25 protein-coding genes are annotated in these 25,715 nt (G+C 67.9%); 11 read left to right on the top strand and 14 right to left on the bottom strand.

Features of this window, described 5'->3' with window-relative positions:
- Positions 1-38 precede the first annotated feature (38 nt).
- A complete protein-coding gene (locus tag ACNJ7E_RS40940; protein ID WP_280784823.1) occupies positions 39-1,019 on the bottom strand; it encodes an antibiotic biosynthesis monooxygenase in 981 nt (326 codons plus the stop codon).
- Between the two features lie 6 nt (positions 1,020-1,025).
- Complete coding sequence (locus ACNJ7E_RS40935) at positions 1,026-2,279, bottom strand: multidrug effflux MFS transporter (RefSeq protein WP_280784822.1); 1,254 nt, start codon at positions 2,277-2,279, stop codon at positions 1,026-1,028.
- Between the two features lie 232 nt (positions 2,280-2,511).
- On the opposite strand from ACNJ7E_RS40935, the gene ACNJ7E_RS40930 reads away from it, so the two are divergent.
- The gene (locus ACNJ7E_RS40930) at positions 2,512-3,198 is read left to right on the top strand and encodes a DNA alkylation repair protein (protein ID WP_280784821.1); all 687 of its coding nucleotides are present in this window, start codon (positions 2,512-2,514) and stop codon (positions 3,196-3,198) included.
- Positions 3,199-3,312: 114 nt separating this feature from the next.
- Here ACNJ7E_RS40930 and glnA read toward each other — a convergent pair whose 3' ends face one another.
- Positions 3,313-4,749 carry a type I glutamate--ammonia ligase gene (gene glnA, locus ACNJ7E_RS40925; RefSeq protein WP_005247755.1) on the bottom strand — a complete coding sequence of 479 codons (1,437 nt, stop codon included), beginning with the start codon at positions 4,747-4,749 and terminating at the stop codon, positions 3,313-3,315.
- Positions 4,750-4,960: 211 nt separating this feature from the next.
- On the opposite strand from glnA, the gene ACNJ7E_RS40920 reads away from it, so the two are divergent.
- Positions 4,961-5,437 carry an RDD family protein gene (locus ACNJ7E_RS40920; RefSeq protein WP_280784820.1) on the top strand — a complete coding sequence of 159 codons (477 nt, stop codon included), beginning with the start codon at positions 4,961-4,963 and terminating at the stop codon, positions 5,435-5,437.
- Between the two features lie 65 nt (positions 5,438-5,502).
- Here the strand turns inward: ACNJ7E_RS40920 and ACNJ7E_RS40915 are convergent, their stop codons facing one another.
- The 5 genes from ACNJ7E_RS40915 to sucB form a co-directional block, all read right to left on the bottom strand.
- Entirely contained in the window at positions 5,503-6,261 is a 759-nt protein-coding gene (locus ACNJ7E_RS40915; protein ID WP_005247752.1) for a DUF4191 domain-containing protein, read from the bottom strand.
- 73 nt (positions 6,262-6,334) lie between these two features.
- On the bottom strand, positions 6,335-7,345 hold the full coding sequence (gene lipA, locus ACNJ7E_RS40910; protein ID WP_005561159.1) for a lipoyl synthase: 1,011 nt from the start codon (positions 7,343-7,345) through the stop codon (positions 6,335-6,337).
- Positions 7,346-7,397: 52 nt separating this feature from the next.
- The gene (gene lipB, locus ACNJ7E_RS40905) at positions 7,398-8,174 is read right to left on the bottom strand and encodes a lipoyl(octanoyl) transferase LipB (protein ID WP_418342499.1); all 777 of its coding nucleotides are present in this window, start codon (positions 8,172-8,174) and stop codon (positions 7,398-7,400) included.
- Between the two features lie 48 nt (positions 8,175-8,222).
- Positions 8,223-9,113 carry a TIGR01777 family oxidoreductase gene (locus ACNJ7E_RS40900; protein WP_105413604.1) on the bottom strand — a complete coding sequence of 297 codons (891 nt, stop codon included), beginning with the start codon at positions 9,111-9,113 and terminating at the stop codon, positions 8,223-8,225.
- A gap of 91 nt (positions 9,114-9,204) precedes the next feature.
- Positions 9,205-10,932, bottom strand: a complete 1,728-nt coding sequence (gene sucB / locus ACNJ7E_RS40895) for a 2-oxoglutarate dehydrogenase, E2 component, dihydrolipoamide succinyltransferase (protein WP_280784818.1) — start codon at positions 10,930-10,932, stop codon at positions 9,205-9,207.
- A gap of 329 nt (positions 10,933-11,261) precedes the next feature.
- Between sucB and ACNJ7E_RS40890 the strand changes: the two genes are divergently transcribed.
- Positions 11,262-11,600, top strand: coding sequence for an oxidoreductase (locus ACNJ7E_RS40890; protein ID WP_283352584.1), 339 nt, complete (start codon positions 11,262-11,264; stop codon positions 11,598-11,600).
- A 69-nt stretch (positions 11,601-11,669) separates the two neighbouring features.
- Here ACNJ7E_RS40890 and ACNJ7E_RS40885 read toward each other — a convergent pair whose 3' ends face one another.
- Positions 11,670-13,187: a leucyl aminopeptidase gene (locus ACNJ7E_RS40885; protein ID WP_418342497.1), complete on the bottom strand. Its 1,518-nt coding sequence runs from the start codon at positions 13,185-13,187 to the stop codon at positions 11,670-11,672.
- 121 nt (positions 13,188-13,308) lie between these two features.
- Between ACNJ7E_RS40885 and gcvT the strand changes: the two genes are divergently transcribed.
- Together gcvT and ACNJ7E_RS40875 are read left to right on the top strand one after the other, a co-directional pair.
- Positions 13,309-14,409, top strand: a complete 1,101-nt coding sequence (gene gcvT / locus ACNJ7E_RS40880) for a glycine cleavage system aminomethyltransferase GcvT (protein WP_280782600.1) — start codon at positions 13,309-13,311, stop codon at positions 14,407-14,409.
- Between the two features lie 63 nt (positions 14,410-14,472).
- Positions 14,473-15,576 carry a branched-chain amino acid aminotransferase gene (locus ACNJ7E_RS40875; protein WP_105413746.1) on the top strand — a complete coding sequence of 368 codons (1,104 nt, stop codon included), beginning with the start codon at positions 14,473-14,475 and terminating at the stop codon, positions 15,574-15,576.
- 19 nt (positions 15,577-15,595) lie between these two features.
- On the opposite strand, the gene ACNJ7E_RS40870 is transcribed toward ACNJ7E_RS40875, so the two are convergent.
- From ACNJ7E_RS40870 to cobU, 3 genes are read right to left on the bottom strand one after another with little or no spacing between them, the layout of a single operon-like run.
- On the bottom strand, positions 15,596-16,336 hold the full coding sequence (locus tag ACNJ7E_RS40870) for an adenosylcobinamide-GDP ribazoletransferase (protein WP_418342496.1): 741 nt from the start codon (positions 16,334-16,336) through the stop codon (positions 15,596-15,598).
- Positions 16,337-16,338: 2 nt separating this feature from the next.
- Positions 16,339-17,457 carry a nicotinate-nucleotide--dimethylbenzimidazole phosphoribosyltransferase gene (cobT, locus tag ACNJ7E_RS40865; RefSeq protein WP_280782598.1) on the bottom strand — a complete coding sequence of 373 codons (1,119 nt, stop codon included), beginning with the start codon at positions 17,455-17,457 and terminating at the stop codon, positions 16,339-16,341.
- Positions 17,454-18,101, bottom strand: a complete 648-nt coding sequence (cobU, locus tag ACNJ7E_RS40860) for a bifunctional adenosylcobinamide kinase/adenosylcobinamide-phosphate guanylyltransferase (protein ID WP_280782597.1) — start codon at positions 18,099-18,101, stop codon at positions 17,454-17,456. The genes cobT and cobU overlap by 4 nt, the downstream gene beginning before the upstream one ends.
- Positions 18,102-18,201: 100 nt before the next feature.
- On the opposite strand from cobU, the gene ACNJ7E_RS40855 reads away from it, so the two are divergent.
- Positions 18,202-18,417: a hypothetical protein gene (locus tag ACNJ7E_RS40855; RefSeq protein ID WP_280782596.1), complete on the top strand. Its 216-nt coding sequence runs from the start codon at positions 18,202-18,204 to the stop codon at positions 18,415-18,417.
- A 3-nt stretch (positions 18,418-18,420) separates the two neighbouring features.
- On the opposite strand, the gene ACNJ7E_RS40850 is transcribed toward ACNJ7E_RS40855, so the two are convergent.
- Positions 18,421-19,077, bottom strand: coding sequence for a DUF3043 domain-containing protein (locus ACNJ7E_RS40850; RefSeq protein ID WP_280782595.1), 657 nt, complete (start codon positions 19,075-19,077; stop codon positions 18,421-18,423).
- A gap of 88 nt (positions 19,078-19,165) precedes the next feature.
- Here ACNJ7E_RS40850 and ACNJ7E_RS40845 point away from each other — a divergent pair, with 88 nt between their 5' ends.
- From ACNJ7E_RS40845 to ACNJ7E_RS40835, 3 genes are all read left to right on the top strand, one after another.
- Positions 19,166-20,239 (top strand): glycerate kinase family protein, encoded by a 1,074-nt coding sequence (locus ACNJ7E_RS40845; RefSeq protein ID WP_418342495.1) that lies wholly within the window; start codon positions 19,166-19,168, stop codon positions 20,237-20,239.
- A 141-nt stretch (positions 20,240-20,380) separates the two neighbouring features.
- A complete protein-coding gene (locus ACNJ7E_RS40840; protein ID WP_418342494.1) occupies positions 20,381-20,731 on the top strand; it encodes an iron-sulfur cluster assembly accessory protein in 351 nt (116 codons plus the stop codon).
- 178 nt (positions 20,732-20,909) lie between these two features.
- A complete protein-coding gene (locus ACNJ7E_RS40835) occupies positions 20,910-21,884 on the top strand; it encodes a carbohydrate kinase family protein (protein ID WP_280782593.1) in 975 nt (324 codons plus the stop codon).
- A gap of 71 nt (positions 21,885-21,955) precedes the next feature.
- Here ACNJ7E_RS40835 and asnB read toward each other — a convergent pair whose 3' ends face one another.
- The gene (gene asnB, locus ACNJ7E_RS40830; RefSeq protein WP_283352579.1) at positions 21,956-23,881 is read right to left on the bottom strand and encodes an asparagine synthase (glutamine-hydrolyzing); all 1,926 of its coding nucleotides are present in this window, start codon (positions 23,879-23,881) and stop codon (positions 21,956-21,958) included.
- Positions 23,882-24,153: 272 nt separating this feature from the next.
- Between asnB and ctaC the strand changes: the two genes are divergently transcribed.
- A complete protein-coding gene (ctaC, locus tag ACNJ7E_RS40825) occupies positions 24,154-25,227 on the top strand; it encodes an aa3-type cytochrome oxidase subunit II (RefSeq protein WP_418342493.1) in 1,074 nt (357 codons plus the stop codon).
- Positions 25,228-25,268: 41 nt separating this feature from the next.
- Positions 25,269-25,685: a cytochrome c oxidase subunit 4 gene (locus tag ACNJ7E_RS40820; protein ID WP_005573189.1), complete on the top strand. Its 417-nt coding sequence runs from the start codon at positions 25,269-25,271 to the stop codon at positions 25,683-25,685.
- The last annotated feature ends 30 nt before the right edge of the window (positions 25,686-25,715 follow it).

Genomic DNA, 25,715 nt, shown 5'->3' with positions numbered 1-25,715 from the left:
ATGTACCCGAACATCGCGCAGGTGAATCGGAAACTCTGTTACGTGGTCGGGATCATGAACAGCAGGGTGCACACGGCGATCGACATCCCGAACAGCGCGATCATCACGGCGTAACCAAGGTTCCGCCGGCGGGGGGAGATCGCCGGGTCCATCCACCACCCGAACACCTTGAACGCCGCCGGAACGGCCCACCAGCCGAGGATCTGGGTGGTGACGAGGTTCCCGACGAACAGGGCGACGGCGATCGGAACCCCGTGCGCCTCGATGAAGGGTGCGCTGACGAAATGGCCCCAGATCACCACCAGTGGATACAGCACCAGCAGGGCCAGGAGATTGCTTCGGGCGACGGGCACCGGGGGCGGTTCGTCGCCGCCCGCGCCGCGGAACCAGAAGTCGAAACCGTAGCTCGCTTTGCGGATTCGGAGATTCTTGTTGAACTTCTCACCCTCCTTCAAGAGGGCGGCCCGCTCGGGTGAATCCATCCACGCCGCCAAATTGTCCTCGGTGTCGAAGCTCAGCACGATCGTCCAGTCCTCGGTGATTCCCTGCACCGGCCTCTCGACCTTGTGCCCCCGGAAACCCCGGAACCCCGCCTCGGCGGCGGAGATCTTGCGCTGCCAGTCCATGAACGCCGACTCGTCCTCGGGGTCGACGTGACAGGAGATGACCACCGACGTCGCCGACTGCTCCCGGGTCTGCTCGCCGGTGAGCAGGTGGACGTCCTCGTTGCCGATGAAGGCGTGCTTGATCTCCGCCACGAGTTCCGTCCGGAGGTCGCTGTCGAGCCACGCGCGGGCGTCCTCGATGGTGGCGAACCGCAGCACGTCCACCCAGTCGTCCTGCACGGGCGGCGACGGCGGCACGATGTCCTGATCGATGAAACCCGGAACTGTCCCGAGGGCCTCCGCCGCGCGTTTCTGCCACCGTGCGTAGTCGGCGTAGCTCGCGTCGTCGATCCGGCGTTGGAAGATCACCGACACCGGGGACGCGGCAGGGCTGCGCGGGTGTGAATGCGGCACGTGAGGTCACCTCCGTTCTGGTCGTGGTGCGGGTGCGGCGGAGGGAGAACCCTGAGACCGCCGGGTGGACGTGGTGAGGAGCAGCAGGATCCCTGCTCCCGCGCCGAGGGTCAGGTACAGCCAGCCCAGCGGTGCCTGGCTGTTCTCCGGCAGCACTCCGGCGACGGCCATCGCCGCACTGACGACGAGATAGCAGGCCGCCGTGACGACACCGCCGATCAGTCCGAGGTTGCGCGTGAACAGTCCGAGGGCCAGCCCGTACATCTGCGGGCAGAGCACCCCGCATCCGGCGAGCGCGAGGCAGGCACCGATCGTGATGGCTGGTGCGGTGACGACGGACAGCCCGGCCGTGACGGTGAGTACGAGTGCGCCCGACACGAACACCCACCACGCGCCGAACGCGAGCCGGCGGGTGCCGACCCGAACAGCCAGCGCACTGCAGGCGAGTTCGCCGAGGAGGTTCGCGCCGCCCACGACCAGCGCCACCGCACCGTAGGCGGCAGGGGAGAAGCCCAGGATCTGCTGGTACAGGAAGGGCGCGACGACACCGAAGACCATCTGAGCGGACGCCATCAATCCGAACACGAGCACGAACCCCACGAAGATGCGGTGGCGCAGGGCAGCACCCAGCACCCGCGCCGCGGCGCCGACGTCGACCGGCGCCCGCAGTTCCGGCGGAAGGGTCTCCGGCAGTCCCGCGACGACGAGGGGAACGGCGAGCGCCGCGAGAAGCGCGATCAGCCCGAACACCAGACGCCACGAGATGAACTGCACCAGTACCCCGCCCACGGCGGGTGCGAGAACGGGTGCCAGCCCCCACGCGGCCCCGAGGAGACCGGACACGGACGTGAGCCGGGCGCCGCGATAGCAGTCGGCGGCGATCGCGTAGGCGAGGACGAGGCACGCGCACCCACCGATACCCTGCACGAATCTCAGACCGAGCAGGAGTGTGATGTTCTGCACGAGTGCGCATCCCACGCTGGTGACGACGAGGATCGCCAGGCAGGTCACCAGAGTTCGTTTGCGGCCCACCGCATCCGCGATCAGGCCGACCGGTATGAACGCCAGACTCATGCCCAGCATGTAGGCGGTCACCGTGTTCTGCACCACTGCGGCGGACGCGTCCAGATCGAGCACCATCTGCGGCAACGCCGGGGTGTAGATGTCGAGCGGGATCTGGCTGAGCGGAATCACCAGCAGCAGAATGACCACGACACGGCGCGGAACGGGCACACCGGACGGCGTCGTGGGCACTGACATCCCGCATCACCTGCTTCTCGACCCGAGGGGGCTGGAGAACGGAGCAAGTATCCCGAAAGGTTTCGACCGCACGGTCCGCAACGGTCCGTGCGGTCGGTTCCCTGGATCATACGACGCGGCCTGCGGCGCTCGGGCAGGTTCCGGACCGGTCGGCAGGGGACCGTCGCACCACACGACGGGGGCCGGCGTCCGTCGTAGGCTGAATCTCCCATGTGACGGACAGGAGACTCAGGTGGCCGAGACGGCGCTGACGGAGACCACGGTGGCCGAGGTGATGGCCGAGCTGGCCGAGCTCGAGGACCCGAAGGCACGCGAGGTGAACGAGAAGCACGGTGACGATCACGGGGTGAACCTCGGCAAGCTGCGCGCGCTCGCGAAGAGGCTGAAGACTCAGCAGGAACTCGCGTACCGGCTGTGGGAGACGGGTGATACCGCGGCACGATTGCTGGCGATCCTGATCTGCCGCCCGAAGGCGTTCGAGCGTGACGAGTTGGACGTCATGCTGCGCGAGGCGCGCGCACCCAAGGTGCACGACTGGCTCGTGAACTACGTGGTGAAGAAGAACCCGCACGCCGAGGACCTGCGCCTGGCGTGGTCCGCCGATCCGGATCCCGTGGTCGCCAGTGCCGGCTGGGCGCTGACCACCGAACGCGTGGCGAAGAAGCCCGAGGGCCTCGACCTCGCGGGACTGCTCGACGTCATCGAGGCGGAGATGACAGACGCCCCGGATCGCCTGCAGTGGGCGATGAACCACTGCCTGGCCCAGATCGGGATCGAGCACACCGGGTACCGCGCCCGCGCACTCGACATCGGTGAGCGCCTCGAGGTGCTGAAGGACTACCCGACCTCCCCGGGATGCACGTCCCCGTTCGCGCCCATCTGGATCACCGAGATGGTGCGCCGACAGGGCGGCGAATAGAAGGTTCGACCCGACGACCGCGGCGGCCACCTGTGACCGGACGCAGAAGAGCCCACCCGCGCCGCGATCGGTGTCGTGATCGCGGCGCGGGTGGGCTCGACTGAAGCTATCGACTCACACGTCGTAGTACAGCTGGAACTCGTAGGGGTGCGGACGCAGGTTGACCGGAGCGATCTCCTGCTCACGCTTCAGCGAGATCCACGTCTCGATCAGGTCGGACGTGAACACGCCACCCTCGGTGAGGTAGTCGTGATCGGCCTCGAGGCGATCGATGACGGCCGACAGGCTGGTGGGAGCCTGCGGGATGTTGCGGGCCTCCTCCGGCGGGAGCTCGTAGAGGTCCTTGTCGACGGGAGCCTGCGGCTCGATCTTGTTCTTGATGCCGTCCAGGCCGGCCATCATCTGCGCCGCGAAGTTCAGGTAGGGGTTACCCGAGGAGTCGGGGGCGCGGAACTCGAGGCGCTTGGCCTTCGGGTTGTTGCCGGTGATCGGGATACGCACGGCCGCCGAGCGGTTGCGCTGGCTGTACACGAGGTTGATGGGGGCTTCGTAGCCCGGCACCAGACGGTGGTACGAGTTGATCGTCGGGTTGGTGAACGCCAGCAGCGACGGGGCGTGGTGCAGGATGCCGCCGATGTAGTGACGCGCCATGTCGGACAGGCCCGCGTAGCCGGCCTCGTCGTGGAACAGCGGCTTGCCGTCCTTCCACAGCGACTGGTGGACGTGCATGCCCGAGCCGTTGTCGCCGAACAGCGGCTTCGGCATGAAGGTGGCCGACTTGCCGTGCTGCCAGGCGGTGTTCTTCACGATGTACTTGAACAGCTGCAGGTCGTCTGCTGCCGCGAGCAGCGTGTTGAACTTGTAGTTGATCTCCTGCTGTCCGCCGGTGCCCACCTCGTGGTGGCCGCGCTCGAGCTCGAAGCCCGCGTTCTGCAGGTTGGTGGAGATCTCGTCGCGCAGGTCGACGTAGTGGTCGTACGGAGCGACGGGGAAGTATCCACCCTTGGGGCGGACCTTGTAGCCCAGGTTGGGGCTGCCGTCGGCGTTCACGTCGTTGCCGGTGTTCCAGGAACCCGAGATGGAGTCGAGTTCGTAGAACGCGCCGTTGATGCCGGAGTCGTAGCGGACCGAGTCGAAGATGTAGAACTCGGCCTCGGCGCCGAAGAAGGCGGTGTCGGCGATGCCGGTCGACTTCAGGTATTCCTCGGCCTTGCGCGCGACGTTACGCGGGTCGCGGCTGTAGGACTCACGCGTGAACGGGTCGTGCACGAAGAAGTTGATGTTCAGCGTCTTGGCCGCGCGGAACGGGTCGATCTGAGCGGTGGCGACGTCGGGGAGGAGCATCATGTCCGACTCGTGGATCGACTGGAAGCCGCGGACGGACGAACCGTCGAACGCGAGGCCGTCCTCGAAGACGTCCTGGTTGAACGCGGACGCCGGGATCGAGAAGTGCTGCTGCACGCCCGGCAGGTCGCTGAACCGGATGTCGACATATTCGACGTTCTCGTCCTTGATGAACTTGATGACCTCTTCGGCCGTGGTGAACGCCACGCTTGTGCTCCTTAAGTCGCTTCAGCCAAGTGGATATTGGCGAATTCGTCGAGCCAGACGGTAAGGACTTGGTGTTGCCCGCTGGTCAACCTTTTGTTTCGCCCGTGTTACGCGTCGAATCTTCCTGGGCTTTTACACCGGCTGTGACTGCGCACACAGCCCAAACCTCCGGTGTGAGGTCCTCGGAGAGGCGACGCCTATCCTGGACAGCATGGCACGTATCACCGGTTCCTGGCTTTCCGGACCTTCGGCCGCACTGCCGGACGGCGCGGACGAGACGACGCAGTCCTTCCGGGGCGAGCGCCTCGGGTTGCAGGCGGAAGGTCCCGGTTCGCTCGCGAGCACGGGACGCCGTCTCGCCGCGCTGATGATCGACTGGGTGTCGTCGGCGGGTGTCGCGGCACTGATCATCGGCGACAACTTCTTCGAGGGTCCGTTCTCGACCTTCACTCTGCTCGTCTGGTTCGTCGTCGGTGTCGCCACGGTGTCGCTGTTCTCCTTCACGCCGGGGCAGCTGTTCCTCGGCATGCAGGTGGCGCGGGTGGACGGACCCGCCCGTGTCGGCTTCGTCCGGGCCCTGGTGCGTCAGGCGCTGCTCGTGTTCGTCGTGCCCGGGACCATCACGGACATCGACGGTCGTGGCATGCAGGACCGGGCCACCGGCACCGCCCTGATTCGCACGCGCTGACCCCTTGGAACGTCTTCCGCCCGATGCCGGATCGACATCGGGCGGAGTAGTGGGGCGACAGGCTTCTAGCGACGACGGATGGTGCGCTGCACGCCACGCATCTTCGCGCCGCCGGGCATCGGACCCTTGGGCAGTGCGGCGCCGCCACCGCGGCTGCTGAGCGCGGCGAGCCGCGACTCGATGGCGTCCATCCGCTTGGTGTCGATGTTCTTCGGGAGCTTGTTCAGATGCTTCTGCAGCTGCGACAGCGGGACCTGTCCCTCGTCGTTGCCGATGACGATGTCGTAGATCGGGGTGTCGCCGACGAGGCGCGCCGTCTTCTTCTTCTCCTGGGCCAGGAGCGACTTCACGCGTTGCGGCGATCCCTCGGCGACGAGGATGACGCCGGGGCGCCCGATCACGCGGTGAACGGCGTCGAGCTGCGTGGTGCCCGCGACCGCACTGGTCACGCGCCAGGAGCCCTGCATGTTGTCGAGCGCCCAGGCGGCCGCGCCTGCCTGGCCCTCGGCCTTGCCGTACACCGTCTTCTGGACGCGCCGGCCGAAGATGATGAACGCTCCGAGCACGCCGAGGAGGAGACCGATCGGGAGAAGGAACCACTGGAGGCCCCAGATCAGACCGACGAGGAAGAACACCACCGCGAGTCCGATGAGCGTGCCGAGCATGAGCGGCAACAGCAGCTTGTCTTCCTTGCGCTGCATCTGGAACGCCTGCCAGAGCTGAGTTCTGCGTTCCTTCGACGCCTGCCTGCGGGCTGCCTTGGCGGCTGCCTTTGCTTCTTTACTGGGTTTGCCCGCTTTACCGGATTTACTGCCGTTCGCCATGCTCTTCAGGATACGTCCCTGGCCGTGCGCGGTGATGACCCGTCCGGTGTCGACCACCGCGCACGCGGGGAGGTCAGCGGGCGAGCCGCGCCATGAGGGAACTCGCCTCCTGCGACGCATCGCCGCTTTCGGTGAGATGTGCCTGTCCTGCAGGCAATTCGCGGCCGTGGTGGGCCATCGCCTGCGCGTAGAGCCGGCCGGCGCGGTAGGAGGAGCGGACGAGGGGTCCGGCCATGACGCCGGCGAACCCGATTTCCTCGGCGGTCTTGGAGTGCTCGACGAACTCCTCGGGCTTGACCCACCGCTCGACGGGGTGGTGGCGGGGCGAGGGGCGCAGGTATTGGGTGATGGTGATGATGTCGCAGCCGGCGTCGTGCAGGTCGTGCAACGCCTGGGTGACCTCGTCGGGGGTTTCGCCCATCCCGAGGATGAGGTTGGACTTGGTGACGAGGTTGTCTTCGCGGGCGGCGGTGATCACATCGAGGCTGCGCTGGTAGCGGAACGCGGGCCGGATCCGCTTGAAGATGCGGGGGACGGTTTCGACGTTGTGGGCGAGCACCTCGGGGCGGGTGGAGAACACCTCGGCGAGCTGATCGGGCTTGGCGTTGAAGTCGGGGATGAGCAGTTCGACGCCGGTGCCGGGATTGAGCTGGTGGATCAGGCGGACGGTTTCGGCGTAGAGCCAGGCGCCGCCGTCGGGGAGGTCGTCGCGGGCGACGCCGGTGATGGTGGAGTAGCGCAGTCCCATCGCCTGGACGGATTCGGCGACGCGGCGGGGTTCGTCGCGGTCGAGGTCGTCGGGTTTGCCGGTGTCGATCTGGCAGAAGTCGCAGCGGCGGGTGCATTGTTCACCGCCGATGAGGAAGGTCGCCTCGCGGTCTTCCCAGCATTCGTAGATGTTGGGGCAGCCGGCTTCTTCGCAGACGGTGTGCAAACCCTCGCGCTTGACGAGGCTCTTGAGCTCGGAGTATTCCGGGCCCATCTTCGCTCTCGTCTTGATCCAGTTCGGTTTGCGTTCGATCGGAGTCTCCGCATTTCGGATCTCGAGGCGGAGCAATTTGCGTCCTTCTGGGGCCACAGTCACGCGGTCGATGGTACGCCCGGCCCGTCGCACCCGGCGGGCCGGGGAGCGGTCGTCAACCGTACTGAACAGTAGTGAAGGTGGGCGCGGAGGACGTCGTCCCGGCGGCGGCGGAGTCGAACGTCACCCGCTCGATGTCGTGTTCGGTCACCGGAAGTTCGCCGTCGAGCGCGGCGACGACAGCCGCCGTGACTGCGGGCGTGACCTCCTCGACCGTGACGTCGCGGCCCAGTTCCCGCGACAGCGACGTGACCCCGGCGTCGCGGATACCGCACGGGATGATCGCGTCGAACCCGGTGAGAACGGAATTGCAGTTGAGCGAGAAGCCGTGCAGTGCGACACCGCGCTGTACCCGCACCCCGATGGCCGCCACCTTGCGCTCGGGCAGCCACTGCCCGTTGTCGAGGGACGTAGGCAGCCACACACCGGAGCGACCGTCCACCCGGCCGCAGTCGATGCCGAGGTCGGTGCACACGGTGATCAGCGCCTGCTCGAGCCGTCGTACGTACCGCACGACGTCGACCGGTTCGGCCAGCTTGACGATCGGGTAGCCCACCAGCTGTCCCGGACCGTGCCAGGTGATCTTCCCGCCGCGGTCGACGTCGATGACGGGAGTGCCGTCGGTCGGACGGTCCTCGGGTTCGGTCCGGCGCCCCGCGGTGTAGACGGCCGGGTGTTCGAGCAGGAGCAGCGTGTCGGTGCCCGCGTTCTCGGCGCGTTCGGCCGCCAGCTCGCGCTGTCGATCCCAGGCGTCGACGTACCCGATCGTGCCGAGGTGTTCGACGGAAATCGGGGAGGGGCTGAAACGGGCGGATTGTGTCGCGCTGCTCATGCGCTAGAGGTTACGCCGGGGCCGCCGAGGCACCACCACGACCTGGGTTCACCGCATGAGGGCGGCGTCGAGCCCTTCCCCGATGGTGTTGTGCCGGAACCGGAATCCCGCATTCTCGAGCACCGTGGGTATCGCGCGCTGTCCGGCCAGAATGCCTTCCTGCGCGAACTCTCCGACCAGCGCGCTGAGCGCGAACCCGGGAACGATCCACGGCGCGGGGCGGTGCAGCGTCCGCGCGACGGCGCCGTTGAACTGGGCGTTGGTGACGGGCGCCGGGCCGGTGACGTTCACGGGTCCGGCGACGTCGTCGCGGGCGAGGACGAACTTGATCGCATCGACCTCGTCCTCCAACGAGATCCACGACAGGTACTGGCGGCCGTTGCCGAGCCGGCCGCCGAGCCCGAACGAGTACAGGGTCTTCAGCCTGCCGAGCAGGCCGCCGTGGGGGGAGAGGACGATGCCGCTCCGCAGCAGAACCGTCCGGATCTTCGAGGTGCGGGCGGGGGCGGTCGCGGCCTCCCAGTCGCGGCAGGTGTCCGCGAGGAAACCTGTCCCGGACGGCGAGGTCTCGTCGACGACCCGGTCGCCGGTGTCGCCGTAGTAGCCGACCGCGCTCGCATTCACGAACACGGGCACCCCGGCCTCGGCGACACCCTCGGCCAGGACGTCGGTGGCGGCGATGCGGCTGTCCCGGATCAGTTGCTTGTACGCCCCGGTCCAGCGTTTGTCGCCGACCCCGACGCCGCACAGATTCACGACCGCGTCGGCGTCCGCGAGGATCCCCGTGTCGATCCGGTCCTTCTGCGGATCCCAGCGCGACTCGTCGGGACCCGCGGACGACCGGCGGACGAGGCGGACGACGTCGTGACCGTCGCCGCGGAGAGACGAGACGAGAGCGGTGCCAATCAGCCCGGAGGAACCGGCGATGACCACTCGCATGTGCAACAGCCTCCTTCACAGCGCAGGGGCACCATCCCTGCTGGAAATGGTGCCCCTGCGAAACTACGTTCGGCTCGAAGTCCGGTGACGATCAGAGGCCGAGGTCGGCCTCGAACGCTCCCTGCTCCAGACGCTGCTTGATGGTGGTCAAGAAGCGGCCGGCGTCGGCACCGTCGACGAGGCGGTGATCGTAGGTGAGTGGCAGGTAGCACATCGAGCGGACGCCGATGCTTTCACTGCCGGACTCGTCGGTCACGACCACGGGACGCTTGACGATCGCACCGGTTCCGAGCATCGCGGCCTGCGGGGGCACGAGGATCGGGGTGTCGAACAGGGCGCCCTGGCTGCCGATGTTCGTGATCGTGAACGTTCCACCCGACAGCTCGTCCGGCTTGAGCCCACCGGATCGGGCGCGCTTGGCGATGTCCGCGATGGCGCGGGCCAGTCCGGCCAGCGACAGGTCGCCGGCGTTGTGGATCACGGGGGACAGCAGGCCCTGGTCGGTGTCGACCGCGATGCCCAGGTGCTCGGCGTCGTAGTAGGTGATCTGCTTGTTCGCCTCGTCGTAGCTGGCGTTGATGTTCGGGTGCGACTTCAGCGCCTCGACGACGGCCTTCGCGAAGAACGGGAGGAACGTGAGCTTGACGCCCTCGCGCTCGAGGAAGGTGTTCTTGGCCTGCGCGCGCAGGGCCGCGATCTTGGTGACGTCGACCTCGAAGGTCTGGGTGAGCTGCGCCGTGGACTGCAGCGACTCCCGCGTCTTCGTGGCAGTGATCTGGCGAATCCGGTTGGCCTTCTGCGTGGTTCCGCGCAGGTGCGCCAGTTCGGGGCGGACCCCGGCGGAGGCGGCTGCGGGAGCAGCGGCGGCGGCCGGTGCGGCAGCAGGCGCGGCAGCGGCGGCCGGTGCCTTCTTGGCCTCGGCGGCGGCGAGGACGTCCTGCTTGCGGATGCGGCCACCGACTCCGGTGCCCGTCACCGAGGACAGGTCGACGCTGTTGTCCGCAGCGAGCTTGCGCACCAGCGGGGTGACGTACGGGGTGCTGTCTCCGGACGTGGCCGCGGGAGCGGGTGCGGCGGCTGCGGGAGCCGGCGCGGATGCTGCCGGTGCCGGGGCACTCTTCGCGGGTTCGGGCTTCGCGGGTTCGGGGGCCGAAGCGGGCTTCGCGGGCTCGGGGGTCGGCTCGGGCTTCGGTTCCGCGGCCGGCTTGGCGGCGGGCGCACCCGAACCGATGACGGCGAGCTGACCGCCGACGGAGACGGTGTCGTCTTCCTCGGCGCTGATCTCGAGGAGCGTACCGGCGACGGGGGACGGGATCTCCGTGTCGACCTTGTCGGTGGATACCTCGACGAGCGGCTCGTCCACGGCGACCTCGTCGCCGACGGCCTTGAGCCAGCGGGTGACGGTGCCCTCGGTGACGGACTCGCCCAATTCGGGCATCTTCACGGCGGTGCCCTCGGCGGAACCGTTGCCGGATGCTGCGGGCGCAGGCTCGGTGGCAGGCGCCTCCGCGGCGGGAGCCGGCTCGGCGGCGGGCTCTTCGGCGGCGGGTGCGGGAGCGGAGTCGGAGGCAGGAGCCTCACCGGCGTCGCCGATCACGGCAAGCTCGCCACCGATTTCCACGGTGTCGTCTTCCTGAGCAACGATCTTGCTGAGAACGCCGGCCACGGGAGACGGGATTTCCGTGTCCACCTTGTCCGTGGAGACTTCGAGCAAGGGTTCGTCAACTTCGACCGTGTCTCCTTCCTGCTTGAGCCACCGCGTGACAGTTCCCTCGGTGACACTCTCACCAAGCGCTGGCATCTGGACGGAGAAGGCCATGTCTTTTGACTCCTCGACAGTTGTGTTCGGGTTGTTGAATTTTGTCGACTTGTGGTCGTGAACCATTGTGCTTCGAGATGCACGTGTCTTGCGTCTACTTGCAGGTAATTCCGATTCGTCGTCACCCACTCGCTGTGTCGGCGCTCCACATCTTTCCATTGATCCGGCGGGCGTGTCCGCCGAGGGGCACCCGTCGGGGACTCCGGTGTGTCGCGACGTAATCGCTACCGGCCAGTAGTTTTCGTGTGCGGCGGAAACCGGGCGTTCGCTGGCAAACTTGGAGGACAGTCGCAGGCATCGTCCGGCGCACGCACTCGAGGAGGCTCGACGTGGGCTTGTTCGACCGATTCTCGCGGCCTCGGTCCGGCCGATCTCAGGCGTCCCCGGAGGACGCCGCATATCTCGCGAACTGGACTCGCACGCACCTCGGTGTGGAGGGCTACGTGGAACCTCGCACGACAGTGACGGAAGTCACTGTCGTGCTCGTCGCGGCGGACGGCGAGTGGACCCGGCGCCGGGTGGGCGGTGAACGTGGCGCCCGCAAACTCGGCGAGGATCTCCGCATCCCCGTGTACGACGTCCGCAAGACCGGCTACCCGCAGCGGATGCGTGACCACGACGCGCGGCGCCGCATCGAGCGGAAGCGGGAACGCGAGCGCGACCTCTAGGCCCTTCGGGCCCGTGCGCCTTTCTGGTAGCCGGAGCAACCAGANGAAAGGCGCACGGGCGCGGAGCGCCTATCCGTTGGCGGCGATGTCCTCGATCACCGAGATCATTGTGCGCACGGGCACGCCGGTGCCGCCGCGGCCGGTGTATCCCCACGGTCCCGACGAGTTGTAGGCCGGTCCGGCGACGTCGATGTGCGCCCACTGGACGCCGTCGGCGACGAACTCCTTCAGGTACAGGGCCGCCGCGAGCATGCCGCCCCAGCGATGGTTGGTGACGTTGGCGAGGTCGGCGACCTTCGAATCGAGGTCCGAGCGAAGTTCGGCGGGCATCGGCATGGCCCACGCGTTCTCGCCGATCTCCTGGGAGATGGCGGCGACGCGGTCGCGGAACTCGTCGGTGCCCATGACACCGGGCGTCCGGTTGCCCAGCGCCACCATCTGCGCGCCGGTGAGGGTCGCGGTGTCGATGAGGTAGTCGGGGTCGTCCTCGCATGCGCGGACGATGGCGTCGGCGAGGACGAGGCGTCCCTCCGCGTCGGTGTTGATGACCTCCACCGTGGTTCCGCCGTACTGGGTGAGGACGTCGCCGGGACGCTGCGCGGTGGACGACGGCATGTTCTCGGCCATCGGCACGGTGGCGGTGACGTCGACGGGCAGTCCGAGCTTGGCGGCGAGGACCACGGTGGCGACAACGGCTGCGGCGCCGCCCATATCGGACGTCATGTTCTCCATGCCTGCGGCGGGCTTGATGGAGATGCCGCCGGTGTCGAACGTGATGCCCTTGCCGACGAGCGCGACCTTGGGGGCGTTCCGCTTCTTGGCCGAATAGGTCAATCGGACGAGTCGCGGCAGCCGGGAGGAGCCCTTGCCCACCCCGAGGATGCCGCCGTACCCGTTCTTTTCGAGCGCCTTCTCGTCGAGGACCTCGACCTTCAGTCCGGCGTCGGTGCCGAGAGTCTTTGCGCGGTCGGCGAATTCGGCGGGGAACAGGTGGCTCGGGGGAGTGTTGACGAATTCGCGGGCGGTGGCGACGGCGTCGGCGATCGCCGCGGACCGTGTGAGGGTCTCCTTCGCCTCCTTCGCGCGCGGAGACGAGACCAGCAGCTCCACCCGCGAGACGGGCTGTGCGTCGGGGCCGGGGGCGGATTTCGCGGACTTGAATTCGTTGAAGCGGTACGCGCCGAGGGCGAAACCTTCGGCTGCCGCACCGAGATCGAGTACCGACAGGGTGGTCGCGACGGTGCCGACGCCGCTGAGCGATCGCGCCGCGGCGCCCGCGGACTTGCGGATCTGCTCGGAGTCGAGCTTCTCGGCGGAACCGAGTCCGACGGCGAGCACGCTGTCGACCGGAAGCGTGTCGGGTGCGGGGATGCGGGTCGTCTCCTCCGCCTTGCCGGAGGCCCCCACCGCGAGGAGTGTGTCGAGCAGACCGGCCAGCACCGATTCGTCGACGAGGCCGTCGCCGAGCGCGATTTCGGGGCCGTCCGAGGTCGACGTCAGCCCGATCACCAGCACGTCCACCCGCTTGCCGACGGTGCCGGCGAGGGCGAGTTGTGGTCCGAGGGGTCGGGCTGTGTGAGTGCTCACGGTGTCTCTCCTGCAGCGGTTCGGGATCGGGTGGTGTCGGATGGTCGACGTCCGTCCCGATGGTAGTGCTCGTCCGCCGTCGCCTATCCGGTGCGCCCTGGGGTCGGATAAGTTGAGGCCCATGACCGAGGAGCAGTTGTCGCAGGGTCCCGTCCACGCCGTTCACGTCGAACTCGGGGCCACGTTCGCTCCCTTCGGCGGCTGGGAGATGCCCGTCTCGTACGCCGGTGTCGTCGCCGAGCACACCGCGGTGCGCGAGTCGGTAGGGGTGTTCGACGTCAGCCACCTCGGCAAGGCCCTCGTGCGGGGCAGCGGCGCCGCCGCCTTCGTCAACTCGGCGCTGACCAACGATCTCGACAAGATCGGGCCCGGCAAGGCGCAGTACACGCTGTGCTGCACGCCGTCGGGCGGCGTGATCGACGACCTGATCGCCTACTTCGTGAGCCCCGACGAGGTGTTCCTCGTCCCCAACGCGGCCAACACCGCGGACGTGGTCGCGGCACTGGCCGCCACGGCGCCCGAGGGTGTCACGGTGGAGAACCAGCACCGGGACTTCGGTGTGATCGCCGTCCAGGGTCCGAAGTCGGCCGAGGTGCTCACCGCGCTCGGCCTGCCGACGGACATCGAGTACATGGCCTTCGCGGACGCCACCTGGGACGGGGTTCCCGTCCGCGTCTGCCGCAGCGGGTACACCGGTGAGATCGGATTCGAACTGCTGCCGCGCTGGGAGGACAGCGAGACGCTGTTCCGGGCCGCGGTCGAGCAGGTCCGCACGCACGGCGGCCAGGTCGCCGGTCTCGGTGCCCGGGACACGCTGCGCACCGAGATGGGATACCCATTGCACGGTCACGAACTGTCCCTGGAGATCTCCCCGCTCGAGGCGCGATGCGGCTGGGCGATCGGGTGGAAGAAGCCGAAGTTCTGGGGCAAGGAGACGCTCACCGACGAGAAGGAGTCCGGCCCGGCGCGCAAGCTGTGGGGCATCAAGGCACTGGACCGCGGGGTACTCCGAGCCGGTCAGACCGTGCTGCGCGACGGCGAGTCGATCGGCGAGACCACGTCGGGCACGTTCTCGCCCACGCTCAAGGTCGGGATCGCATTGGCATTGCTCGACTCCGGAGCCGGCGTGTCGGCGGGTGACGAGATCGCCGTGGACGTCCGGGGGCGCTCGCTGCGCGCCGAGGTGGTGTCTCCGCCGTTCGTGGAGATCAACACCAAGTAAGCGCCTGTCGCGGACGACCTGTCGGCCGTGGGGCGGCGGAAGGCGTTCGATAAGATCACGGGCATGACAGGTGTCACCGAGTTCGTTCGCGTCCCGCATCCCGCCCTCACCTCCGACGAGGTACGGCGAGAGATACTGGCGGCGCCCGGATTCGGCCGGTACTTCACGGACCACATGGTGTCGATCACCTACTCCACGGAGCTCGGCTGGCACGACGCCAAGGTGGAACCGTACGGGCCGCTTCAGCTCGACCCCGCCGCGATGGTGCTGCACTACGGACAGGCCATCTTCGAGGGGCTGAAGGCGTACCGGCAGCCCGACGGCGGCATCTCGACGTTCCGCCTCGAGGCGAACGCCGAACGACTCGCGACGTCGGCTCGCCGTCTCGCGATGCCGGAACTGCCGGAGGAGTTGTTCGTCAAGTCGATCACCGAACTGCTCGAGCTGGACCACGAATGGGTCCCCGCCGCCGGTGGTGAGGACGCGCTGTACCTCCGCCCGTTCATGTTCTCCACCGAGGCCGGACTCGGGGTGCGTCCGGCCGACGAGTACCGCTACCTGCTGATCGCCTCGCCCGCAGGCGCCTACTTCCCGCGTGGTGTGAAGCCGGTCAGCGTGTGGCTGTCGACGGAGTACGTGCGCGCCGCACCCGGTGGCACCGGCGCCGCCAAGTTCGCGGGCAACTACGCGGCTTCGCTTCTCGCGCAGGCGCAGGCCGCCGACGAGGGATGCGACCAGGTGGTGTGGCTCGACGCGATCGAGCGGTCGTACGTGGAGGAGATGGGCGGCATGAACCTCTTCTTCGTGTTCGGCTCCGGTTCCGACGCCCGACTCGTGACGCCGTCCCTGTCCGGTTCGTTGCTGCCGGGTATCACCCGCAACTCGCTGCTGACCCTCGCGATCGACGCCGGGTTCGCGGTGGAGGAGCGTCGGATCAGCACCGACGAATGGCGCACCAAGACCAAGTCGGGCGAGATCACCGAGGTGTTCGCGTGCGGTACGGCGGCGGTCATCACGCCCGTCGGCCGGGTCAAGTCGGCCGAGGGTGAATTCACGATCGCCGACGGCGAGCCCGGCGAGGTCACCATGGCCCTGCGCGACACTTTGACCGGCATTCAGCGGGGAACGTTCGCCGACACCCACGGGTGGATGACCAAACTGCGCTGAGCTCGGTTCCGGCGGTCACTCAGAAAGTGAGACCGATCGCCGCGACGGTGACGGTGATCTCGAGCGCGGCGCCGAGAACGTCGCCGTTCAGGCCGGCGAATCGCCGGACGCAGTGGGCCACCAGCAACGCGGTGAGCGTCAGCGCGACTACCACGACGACCGATCCCTGCCACCACGGCGAGGTGCACCACGCGGCCGCCGCAAGGAGCGGAACGGTCCAGGCGACGCCGGTCCACGGTGACTGGGTTTCGGCGACCAGTGCGCCGAAACCTTCCGTCGACGACGCGGGAATTCCGCGCCGGCAGGCGAAGACGACCGCCACCCGCCCAGCCACCACGGCGACGGCGACGCACGCGAATTGTCCTGCGGCGGCGAGAGATCCGAACGCCAGTCCCTGCGCGCCCAGGCAGATCACCAGGGCGCACACCCCGAACGGGCCCGCCCCGCCGCTGTGCATCACGGCCCGCGCCCGCTCCGGCGGCCCGTAACAGCCGAGCCCGTCGACGGTGTCGGACAGACCGTCGATGTGCATGCCCCGGGTGGCGAGGGCGTGTGCACCCACTGTCATCAGGCCGGCGAGGGCGGGGTCGAGACCGGCGGACACGAGTGCCCACAGCAGCCCCGCGACCAGCACCCCCAGCGCGATCCCGGTCACCGGCGCCGCCCGGATCGCGCGGCGACCCGCCGCACGGTCCACGGAATCCGGTCCGCGCAGGGGGAGGACCGTCAGCCAGGAGAACGCGAGCAGCACCCCCGACACGGTCAGCCCGCGGTATCGGCGGCGGAGCCGGTCTCGGTGCCGTCGCCGTCCTCGGCGTCGCGGGTGCTGACCCCGGCCTCCGCGAACGTCGCCATCTCCGCGAGCGTCGCGACGGCGCCCTGCAGGATCGGCAGCGCAGTGACGGCGCCGGACCCCTCACCGAGCCGCATGTCGAGTTCGAGGAGAGGGTCGAGTTGCAGATGCTTCAGCGCGATCGTGTGTGCCGGTTCCGTGGAACGGTGACCGGCCAGCCACCACGCGCGGGCGCCGTGCGCGAGTTCCTCCGCGACCATGGCGGCCGCGGTCACGACGACGCCATCGAGAATCACCGGGGTCTTGCGGGCGGAGGCCTGGGCGAGGAAGCCGGCCATCGCGGCGAGGTCGGCGCCCGACACCGTCCGCAGGAGCGCCACCGTGTCCCGGACCACCGGCCGGGCCCGGCGCATCGCGTCGCGGATCGCTGCCGTCTTCCGGATCCAGCCGGCGTCGTCGACACCGGTGCCCCGGCCGACCGCCGCCACCGGCTCGGTGTCCGTCAGCGCGGCGATGAGAACGGTGGCCGGTGTGGTGTTGCCGATTCCCATGTCGCCGGCGATCAACAGGTCTGCGCCGGAATCGATTTCGGAGTCGGCGATGGACCGTCCGGCCTCGATGGACTGCAGTGTCTCCTCGTGGGTGAGCGCGTCCTCGCGGTCGATCGCCCCCGACGAGCGGCGGATTTTGAACGCGGACACCGACGGATCCGTGTCGCCGTCCACGGACAGGTCGACGACGCGCACGCTGGCGCCTGCCCGGTTCGCGAGAGCGTTGACGGCTGCCCCGCCGCCGACGAAGTTGGCGACCATCTGGGCCGTCACCTCGGGCGGATACGCCGAGACGCCGGTCCGGGCCACCCCGTGGTCACCGGCGAACACCACCACCCGCGCCCGCGCGAAGGGGACGGGCGGGCAGACGCCCTGGCAGGCCGCGGCCCAGCACGCGAGCGTCTCGAGGCGTCCGAGCGAGCCGGCCGGTTTGGTGAGCTGCATCTGACGGGCTTCGGCCTGTGCGCGCACCCCTTCGTCGGGTGGGGTGACGGGTTCGAACCGACCGGGGTCGGTGCTCACGGACTCGCTGGTCACGCTTGGCCTCTCGCTCGAGTGGACACTTCTGGCCCGCGCGACTCACGTGCGGGATCATCTTTCAAGATCATGGTCAGCCCGGCGACGACGAGGACGACGCGATCGCAGACCTGGGCGAGTCGCGCGTTGAGGGCGCCGATCTCGTCGCGGAACAGGCGACCGGACCGGGTCTCGGGAATGACACCGAGACCCACCTCGGGAGTCACCAGCACGAGTGCGCCGCGGTAGTCGCGGACGCTCGCGACGAGTTCGTCCGTGCGTGAGGTGATGGTGCCCCGCGGCGATTCCCAGGCTGCGGCGCCGTCGAGTTCGACGGTGAGCCAGGTGCCGAGATCGTCGACGAGGGTGGCCGCGGCCTCGGTGGGAGAACGCAGCTGGTCGGCGAGGTCGAGCCGGTGCGCGGTTTCCACGGTGAGCCAGCTGCCGGGACGTCGATCGCGGTGCTGAGCGATGCGGTGTTCCCAGTCGTGGTCGTCGGGGTCGCGGTGACTGGTGGCGACGTAGCGCACCCGACCCGCCCCGGCCAGGGCCTGCGTCAGTTCCTCGGCGTGAGCGGATTTTCCGGAGCGTGCACCGCCGAGCACCAATGTTCGCGACGTCGGGTTCGGACGGCTCGGGCGGTCCGGGGAATCGGCGGTGGGCACGGAGGGAAACGCTACCAACCCACGGGAGTGGCAGTATTTTGACGAAGAACGTCAATTCCGCCACTGTTGGCGGGAAGTGAATGGGCGGAAAATTTCAGCCATGACCGAATTCCTCGTCCTCGTTGCACTTCTCCTCGTGCTGCATGCGGCCGTGATGTACGCCGGTCGGCACCTGGGTCCACTCCCGCCGCGACTGCGGAAAAGCTACCGCGACAACTTCTTCCGACCGGCTGATCCCATGACCGACCTGTCGTACGACCGCGACGCCGAACTGGGGCGGCTGCTCGCCGAGACGCACCGCGCGCCCCACAACTGACCGTCAGATGGCGTCGCCGGGGCGCACCCGCGGCTTGGGGGCGCGCAGCTTGCGGATCTGCGACGCACGCACGAACGCATACCACCCGAGCTTGAAACCGCCGTCGGGGGTGTCCGGGAAACGCTCCCGCACCTGATTGTTGATCTTGCGGCCCAGCCAGACGCCCTCGATGGCCATGAACATCATCATGATGAGCATGGCGAGCGTCACGATCGCCTGCAGCGCCGGGCTGACGAACATCGCCATGATGAGAACCAGGGCCAGCGGCATGAACAGGCCAACCAGGTTGCGCCGGGCGTCCACGATGTCCCGGACGTACGCGCGGACCGGGCCCTTGTCGCGGGGGAGGAGGTACTTGTCCTCGCCGGCGAGCATGCGGGCGCGTCGCTCGGCGGCGGTGGCGCGTCGCTCCGCCGCGGCGACCTTGCGCTCTTCCTTGCTGCCGCGGGTGGCCTTCTTACGGGCGCGTGCCTCTTTCGCCGTCAGGGGCGCGGGCGCGACCGGTCCGCGACGCCTCGCCTCGGCGTCGCGTCGCTTGGGGGTCGGGCGGCCCTTGCCCGCCTGTTCGGCGGACTCCGCCTCCGAGGCCGTGGACGACTCGGCGACCTCGACGTCCCGCTTGTCTGAATTGTCCGAATCACCGCGGCGTAGCAATTTCACCCTTCCAGAGTATGGGAAGACGGCACCGGGAGGAAAACCGCCCTCACATCGAAATGCCGGGTCGCGCCCGTCGCCATACACTTCGCCGATGCGAGTGATGATCGCACCGGACTCCTTCGGTGAAACGCTGACCGCCGTCGAGGCGACCGCCGCGATCGCGGCGGGATGGTCGGCCGTGCGCCCGGACGACCAGCTGATCGAAGCGCCGCAGTCCGACGGCGGCCCCGGATTCGTGGACGTGATCGCCGCGGCGGGTGGCACCGTCCGCACCGCGGTCGTGGAAGGGCCGCTCGGCGCCGACGTCACCGCCCGCTGGCTCCTCGACGGCACCGACGCCTACCTCGAATCCGCCCAGGCCTGCGGACTCGGACTGCTGGGCGGACCGCCGACGCCCCGCACCGCCCGCGACGCACACAGTCGAGGCGTCGGTCAACTCGTCGTGGCGGCCCTCGACGCCGGAGCGCGCAGAATCGTCGTCGGTCTCGGCGGCAGCAGCTGCACCGACGGCGGCCGCGGCCTCGTCGAAGCCCTCGCGCAGGGGTTCGGGAGCGCGGACGCCGCCGTCGCCCGCCTGCGTTCGGTGGAACTGGTCGCCGCGTCCGACGTCGAGCACCAGTTGCTCGGCGAGCACGGCGCCGCCCGCGTGTTCGGACCGCAGAAGGGTGCCGACCCCGACACCGTCGCCTTCCTCGAGGACCGGAACGCCGCGTGGGCGGGGCAACTGCAGCGGGTGACGGCCCGGGAGGTCGCCGCCGAGGCCGGAGCCGGCGCCGCCGGTGGCATCGGCGCCGCGCTGCTCGCCCTCGGCGCGACCCGCGAATCCGGTGCTCAGGTGGTCGCTCAGCGCACCCGGCAGGACCGCCAACTCGCCTCCGCCCAGCTCGTGATCACCGGCGAAGGCCGCCTCGACCAGCAGTCGCTGCGCGGGAAACTCGTGATCGCGCTCGCCGCTGCCGCCCGCCGGCGGTCGATCGCGACGCTCGTCCTTGCCGGGCAGGTCCTCCTCGACGCCGCGGACCTCGACAGCGCGGGCATCGACGACGCATTGTCCCTGGTCGATCACGCGGGATCGACCGAACTCGCGATGTCGGACGCATACGCGCAGCTGAGAGACCTCGCGGCGGCCGCAGCCCGGGGGTGGGAAGGTGTGGCCGCAGGGTAGTAACCCGAATCCGTGACGTCGGATACCATGGACGTGGATCGATCTGCGGACGCTGCCGCAGGGAATGGAACCCGGGAATAAGTCGGGCGCGGAGTACCGTTGAAGCGTTCACGGGTTTGTTACGAACTACAGGGAGAGCCCATGACTGTGCAGAACGAGACCGCCGTCCACGGCGTCAAGATGACCGAAGCCGCGTCCGCCAAGGCGAAGGCGCTGCTCGATCAGGAAGGTCGCGACGACCTCGCACTGCGTATCGCCGTGCAACCCGGCGGCTGCGCAGGACTGCGTTACCAGCTGTTCTTCGACGACCGGAACCTGGACGGCGACCTGATCGTGGACTTCGGTGGCGTCGCCCTCGCGGTGGACCGGATGAGCGCGCCGTACGTCGAGGGTGCCTCGATCGACTTCGTCGACAGCATCGAGAAGCAGGGTTTCACCATCGACAACCCCAACGCGACCGGTTCGTGCGCCTGCGGCGACTCCTTCAACTGAGTCCCAGGCCGAAGTACAACTGAATCGACAAGTCTGACGCGGCGCCGACCGGCTGCCGCGTCAGACTTTTTTCGTGCCCGATCTCCACGTACCCGGGTCCCGTGCTGCCGACCGATCATGGTGGTACCCCGGGGTACGGTGAGAAATCCCGACCGAACTCATCGAAAGGCATCCGCCCGTGACAATTGCGGTAACCGGTTCCATCGCCACCGACCACCTGATGCGGTTTCCGGGCCGGTTCGCCGAGCAACTGCTCGCCGATCAGCTCAGCCACATCTCGTTGAGCTTCCTGGTCGACGACCTCGTAGTCCGGCGCGGGGGAGTGGGCGGCAACATCGCCTACGCCATGGGCGTCCTCGGTGGATCTCCGCTGCTGGTCGGGGCTGTCGGAGCAGACTTCGCGGACTACCGCCAGTGGCTCGAGAGCAACGGCGTCGACTGCACCGCCGTCCGGATCTCGACCACCGCGCACACCGCGCGTTTCGTGTGCACCACCGACGAGGACATGGCGCAGATCGCCTCGTTCTACCCCGGTGCGATGAGTGAGGCCCGCGAGATCCAGCTGTCCGGGATCGCGCAGGACGCCGAACCGCTCGAACTGGTCCTCATCGGCGCCAACGACCCCGAGGCGATGATCCGCCACACCGAGGAATGCCGCCGGCAGGGCATCCCGTTCGCCGCCGACCCGTCGCAGCAACTCGCCCGACTGAACGGCGAGGAGGCGGCGGCGCTGATCCACGGCGCAAAATACCTGTTCACGAACGAGTACGAATGGGGACTGCTGCAGCAGAAGACCGGACTGTCCGAAGAGGAGATCCGCGCTCAGGTCGGTGTCCGCGTCACGACGCTCGGTTCCAAGGGCGTCGAGATCGTCGATTCCGAGGGCAACTGGACCCGCGTCGCCGTCGTCCCCGAGAAGGCGAAGGTCGACCCGACCGGTGTCGGTGACGGATTCCGGGCCGGATTCCTCCTCGCGCACAGCGCGGGCCTGAGTTTCGAGCGCTCCGCACAGCTGGGGTCGCTGGTGGCCGTGCTCGTGCTGGAGACCGTCGGAACCCAGGAATGGACGTTCGACCGCGACGAGGCCGTCAAGCGCCTCGCAGACGCCTACGGATCCACCGCGGCCGACGAGATCGCTGCCGTCCTGCCGTAACAGGCGGCTCCGCCGCCCGTGCGCCTTTTTGGTAGCGCCAACTACCAAAAAGGCGCACGGGCGCGAAGCGCCTACAGCGAGACCGGGTACGCCGGCTCGGCGATCTCCGGAACGATGCGGTTCTCGACGAAGATGCCGTGCCAGACCATGAAGATCAGCACGGTCCACAGGCGACGGCTGTGGTCGGACACGCCGTCCCGGTGGTCGTTCAGCATCTTCGTGATCGCGGCCTTGTCGAGCAGGTGATCGGTGCCCGACGCCGCGATCTGCTCATGTGCCCAATCGAACAGTTCCGTGCCGCGCAGCCAGTGCCGCAGCGGCACCGGGAAGCCCAGCTTCGCCCGATGGAGCACGTGCCCGGGCACGATGCCCTCCAGTGCCTGACGCAGCGCGTACTTGGTGGTGCTCTTGGTGATCTTCTGATCCAACGGCACCTGCGACGCCACCTTGAAGACCTCGGGATCGAGGAACGGCACCCGCAGTTCGAGCGAGTTGGCCATGGTCATCTTGTCGGCCTTGACGAGGATGTCGCCGCGCAACCACGTGAACAGGTCCAGGTGCTGCATCCGGGCCACCGGATCCCACCCCTGCGACTGCGCGTAGATCGGGTCGGTGACGTCGCGGTGCGTCCACTCCGGCCGGAAGTCGCGCAGGACGGCGCGCAACTGTGCGTCGTTGAAGCTGCGCGCGTTGCCGTAGTACCGCTCTTCCAGGGTCAGTGAACCGCGGTTGAGCAGGCTCTTTCCCCGGGTGCCCTCGGGGATGCGCTCGGACAGCTTCCCGGCGGCCCGCCGCAGGCCCTTGGGCAGGTACTCGAACGGCTTGAGCGAAATCGGCTCGCGGTAGATGGTGTACCCGCCGAACAGCTCGTCGGCGCCCTCACCGGACAGCACGACCTTGACGTGCTTGCGCGCCTCCTTGGCCACGAACCACAGCGGAACCAGTGCGGGATCGGCAACCGGATCGTCGAGGTACCACACGATCTCGGGGATGGCGGCGGCGAACTCGGACGGGCTCACCACCTTCACCACGTGGCGCGCGCCGATCGCTTCGGCGGATTCGGCTGCGACGTCGACCTCGGAGTAGCCCTCGCGCTCGAAACCGGTGGTGAACGTGATCAGGTTCGGGTTGTGGCGCATCGCGAGCGCCGCGATTGCCGTCGAGTCGATGCCGCCCGACAGGAAGGACCCGACCGTGACGTCGGCGCGCATGTGCTTGGCGACCGAATCCTCGAGCGCCTCGGCGATCTCGCGGTAGCGGGCCTGCTCGGTGCCCGCGGCGAACGGACGCACCGGGAACGTGGGCGCGAAATAGCGGGTGATCACGGGTTCTTCGCCCGGGCGCACACGTGCGAAGCAACCGGACTCGAGGCGGCGGATCTGCTTGTGGAGGGTTTCCGGCTCCGGCACGTACTGAAGGACGGTGTAATGCTCGACGGCCCGCGGATCGAGTTCGGTGCCGATGCCGATCAGGCTCGCCAGCTCCAGCAGACTCTTCTTCTCGCTACCGAATGCGGTGCCGCCGGTGCCCGTCGCCAGGAAGAGCGGCTTGATCCCGAACGGATCGCGCGCGATGAACAGCTCCCGCGTCTCCGTGTCCCAGATCGCGAACGCGAACATGCCGCGCAGACGACGGACGGCGTCCTCGCCCCAGTAGTGGAACGCGGCGACGATGGACTCGCTGTCACCCTCTGTGACGAACTGCGCACCGAACTGCTCGGCGAGTTCGGCCCGAACCTCGAGGTAGTTGTAGATCTCGCCGTTGAACGTCAGCGCGTAGCGTTCCGGATTCTCCGCCGGACCCCACCGCAAAGGCTGGTGGGAGTGTTCGATGTCGATGATCGACAGCCGATTGAACCCGAAGACCAGGTGGTCGTCGTGCCAGGTCCCGTGCTCGTCCGGCCCACGGTGCCGCAGGCAGTGCATTGCCTGGTCGACCTGTGAGACGGCGTTGTCGCTGGTTTCTCCAGAGGTCAGTAGCCCGAGCAGTCCGCACACAGCGTCCGGTACCTCAATTCAGAATCTTGGAAGGCTCCACGAGGTGGAGTGGTCAGGGATCTCTGCCGGAAAGTATGCCGCAGATTCCCGGAGCGTCCGGTTCGGGCCGCCGGTGACGGTGCCCCGGCTCGAACAGCGACACCGCCGCGGCACCGGCAGCGACACGTCGCCCGACCCGAGGATGGAGAGCCGCCGCCTTTGGTCTACGCTGCGTAGTAATTGGGCCTTCCCATCGGGTGTGCCCTAGTGGAATTTGCGGCGATCAGGAAGGCGTGAACGTGGCGCAAGGTCGGATCCTTCGGCGGGCAGGGTTGGCAGTATCTTTGGGCATTGCTGCCTTGCTGCTGTCGGGTTGTTCAATCGACAACGAGGTGCTTCGTTTCGGGTGGCCTTCGGGCGTAACCCCGCAGGCGCACCGCATGCGTGAACTGTGGACCTGGTCGGTCATCGCCGCCCTCGTCATGGGTGTGCTGGTGTGGGGACTCACCTTCTGGGCGGTGATCTTCCACCGTAAGAAGAAGGACTCACCCGAGTTCCCGCGGCAGACGGCATACAACGTGCCGCTCGAGCTGGCGTACACCGCGGTTCCGTTCGTCATCATTGCCGTGCTGTTCTACTTCACGGTGGTCGTGCAGAACCATGTCCTCGAGAAGGAGGACAACCCCAACGTGGTGGTGGATGTCACTGCGTACCAGTGGAACTGGAAGTTCGGCTACCGCTCCATCGACCTCGGTGAGGGTGGCGGCAAGTACGACGGCGTCGATCAGGAAGCGCAGGCTGCGGTCGAGTCCGCGCCGGCGTCCGAGGCGGAGGCCGAGGGTGAGGGTGAGCACGCCCAGCCCGGGCCGATCCACGGCAAGACCCCCCAGGACCTGTCCTACCTGCACTACGACAAGATCGAGACGATCGGCTCGAGCAACGAGATCCCGATCCTCGTTCTGCCGACCGGCAAGCGGATCCAGTTCGAACTGGCCTCGGCCGATGTCATCCACGCCTTCTGGGTGCCGGAGTTCCTGTTCAAGCGCGACGTGAACCCGAACCCGAAGGAGAACCACTCCGACAACGTCTTCCAGATCAGTGAGATCGAGAAGGAAGGTGCCTTCGTCGGGCGCTGCGCCGAGATGTGCGGCACGTTCCACGCGATGATGAACTTCGAGGTTCGCGCCGTGAGCCCCGACAAGTTCGCGCAGTACATCGAGCTGCGCAAGCCGGCGAGCGAAGGCGGCCGGGATCTGACCACGGCGGAGGCTCTGCAGGCCATCGGTGAGTCCCCGGTTGCGACGTCGACGTCTCCCTTCACCACCGATCGCGGCTACAAGCAGGCGAGCGGTGTCGAAGGTAACTGAACCTGCTGCTGATACCTCACTGACCAAGGACAAGTGCTGATATGAAGATCGAAGCCAAGCTCTTCGAGATCCTGACGGTATTCTTCATTCTCGTCGCGATCGTCTACGGCGTCTTCACCGCCGTTTCACGAACCGGTATCGAGTGGGCGGGTCTGACGGGCATCTGCCTGTCGGCGGGACTGACGCTGATCATCGGAACGTACTTCCGGTTCGTTGCCCGTCGACTCGACACCCGTCCCGAGGACTACGAGGACGCGGAGATCGCCGACGGCGCAGGCGACCTGGGATTCTTCAGCCCCGGTAGCTACTGGCCGATCCTGCTCGCCGCTTCTGCCGCCTTCGTCGCAGTCGCGATGGCGTTCTTCCAGCCGTGGATGATCGTGGTCGCCGTGATTGCGGTTCTCGCGGCCGCTGCGGGTCTCGTCTTCGAGTACTACGTCGGGCCCGAGAAGCACTAGTTCCACCCACAGTCGGACCGCGGAGGCGCC

Origin of the sequence: Rhodococcus mengyinensis, assembly GCF_048381435.1 — a bacterium.
GTDB classification, from domain to species: Bacteria; Actinomycetota; Actinomycetes; order Mycobacteriales; family Mycobacteriaceae; genus Rhodococcus_F; species Rhodococcus_F opacus_D.
This window is presented reverse-complemented; position numbering and strand designations above follow the sequence as displayed.

What these genes read in the sequence shown, in the direction of transcription:
- ACNJ7E_RS40935 (WP_280784822.1), bottom strand. Translation starts at nt 2,279, where the DNA reads ATGTCAGTGCCCACGACGCCGTCCGGTGTGCCCGTTCCGCGCCGTGTC.
- ACNJ7E_RS40920 (WP_280784820.1), top strand. Translation starts at nt 4,961, where the DNA reads ATGGCACGTATCACCGGTTCCTGGCTTTCCGGACCTTCGGCCGCACTG.
- ACNJ7E_RS40915 (WP_005247752.1), bottom strand. Translation starts at nt 6,261, where the DNA reads ATGGCGAACGGCAGTAAATCCGGTAAAGCGGGCAAACCCAGTAAAGAA.
- lipB (WP_418342499.1), bottom strand. Translation starts at nt 8,174, where the DNA reads ATGAGCAGCGCGACACAATCCGCCCGTTTCAGCCCCTCCCCGATTTCC.
- ACNJ7E_RS40900 (WP_105413604.1), bottom strand. Translation starts at nt 9,113, where the DNA reads ATGCGAGTGGTCATCGCCGGTTCCTCCGGGCTGATTGGCACCGCTCTC.
- sucB (WP_280784818.1), bottom strand. Translation starts at nt 10,932, where the DNA reads ATGGCCTTCTCCGTCCAGATGCCAGCGCTTGGTGAGAGTGTCACCGAG.
- gcvT (WP_280782600.1), top strand. Translation starts at nt 13,309, where the DNA reads ATGACCGAGGAGCAGTTGTCGCAGGGTCCCGTCCACGCCGTTCACGTC.
- ACNJ7E_RS40875 (WP_105413746.1), top strand. Translation starts at nt 14,473, where the DNA reads ATGACAGGTGTCACCGAGTTCGTTCGCGTCCCGCATCCCGCCCTCACC.
- ACNJ7E_RS40855 (WP_280782596.1), top strand. Translation starts at nt 18,202, where the DNA reads ATGACCGAATTCCTCGTCCTCGTTGCACTTCTCCTCGTGCTGCATGCG.
- ACNJ7E_RS40845 (WP_418342495.1), top strand. Translation starts at nt 19,166, where the DNA reads ATGCGAGTGATGATCGCACCGGACTCCTTCGGTGAAACGCTGACCGCC.
- ACNJ7E_RS40840 (WP_418342494.1), top strand. Translation starts at nt 20,381, where the DNA reads ATGACTGTGCAGAACGAGACCGCCGTCCACGGCGTCAAGATGACCGAA.
- ACNJ7E_RS40820 (WP_005573189.1), top strand. Translation starts at nt 25,269, where the DNA reads ATGAAGATCGAAGCCAAGCTCTTCGAGATCCTGACGGTATTCTTCATT.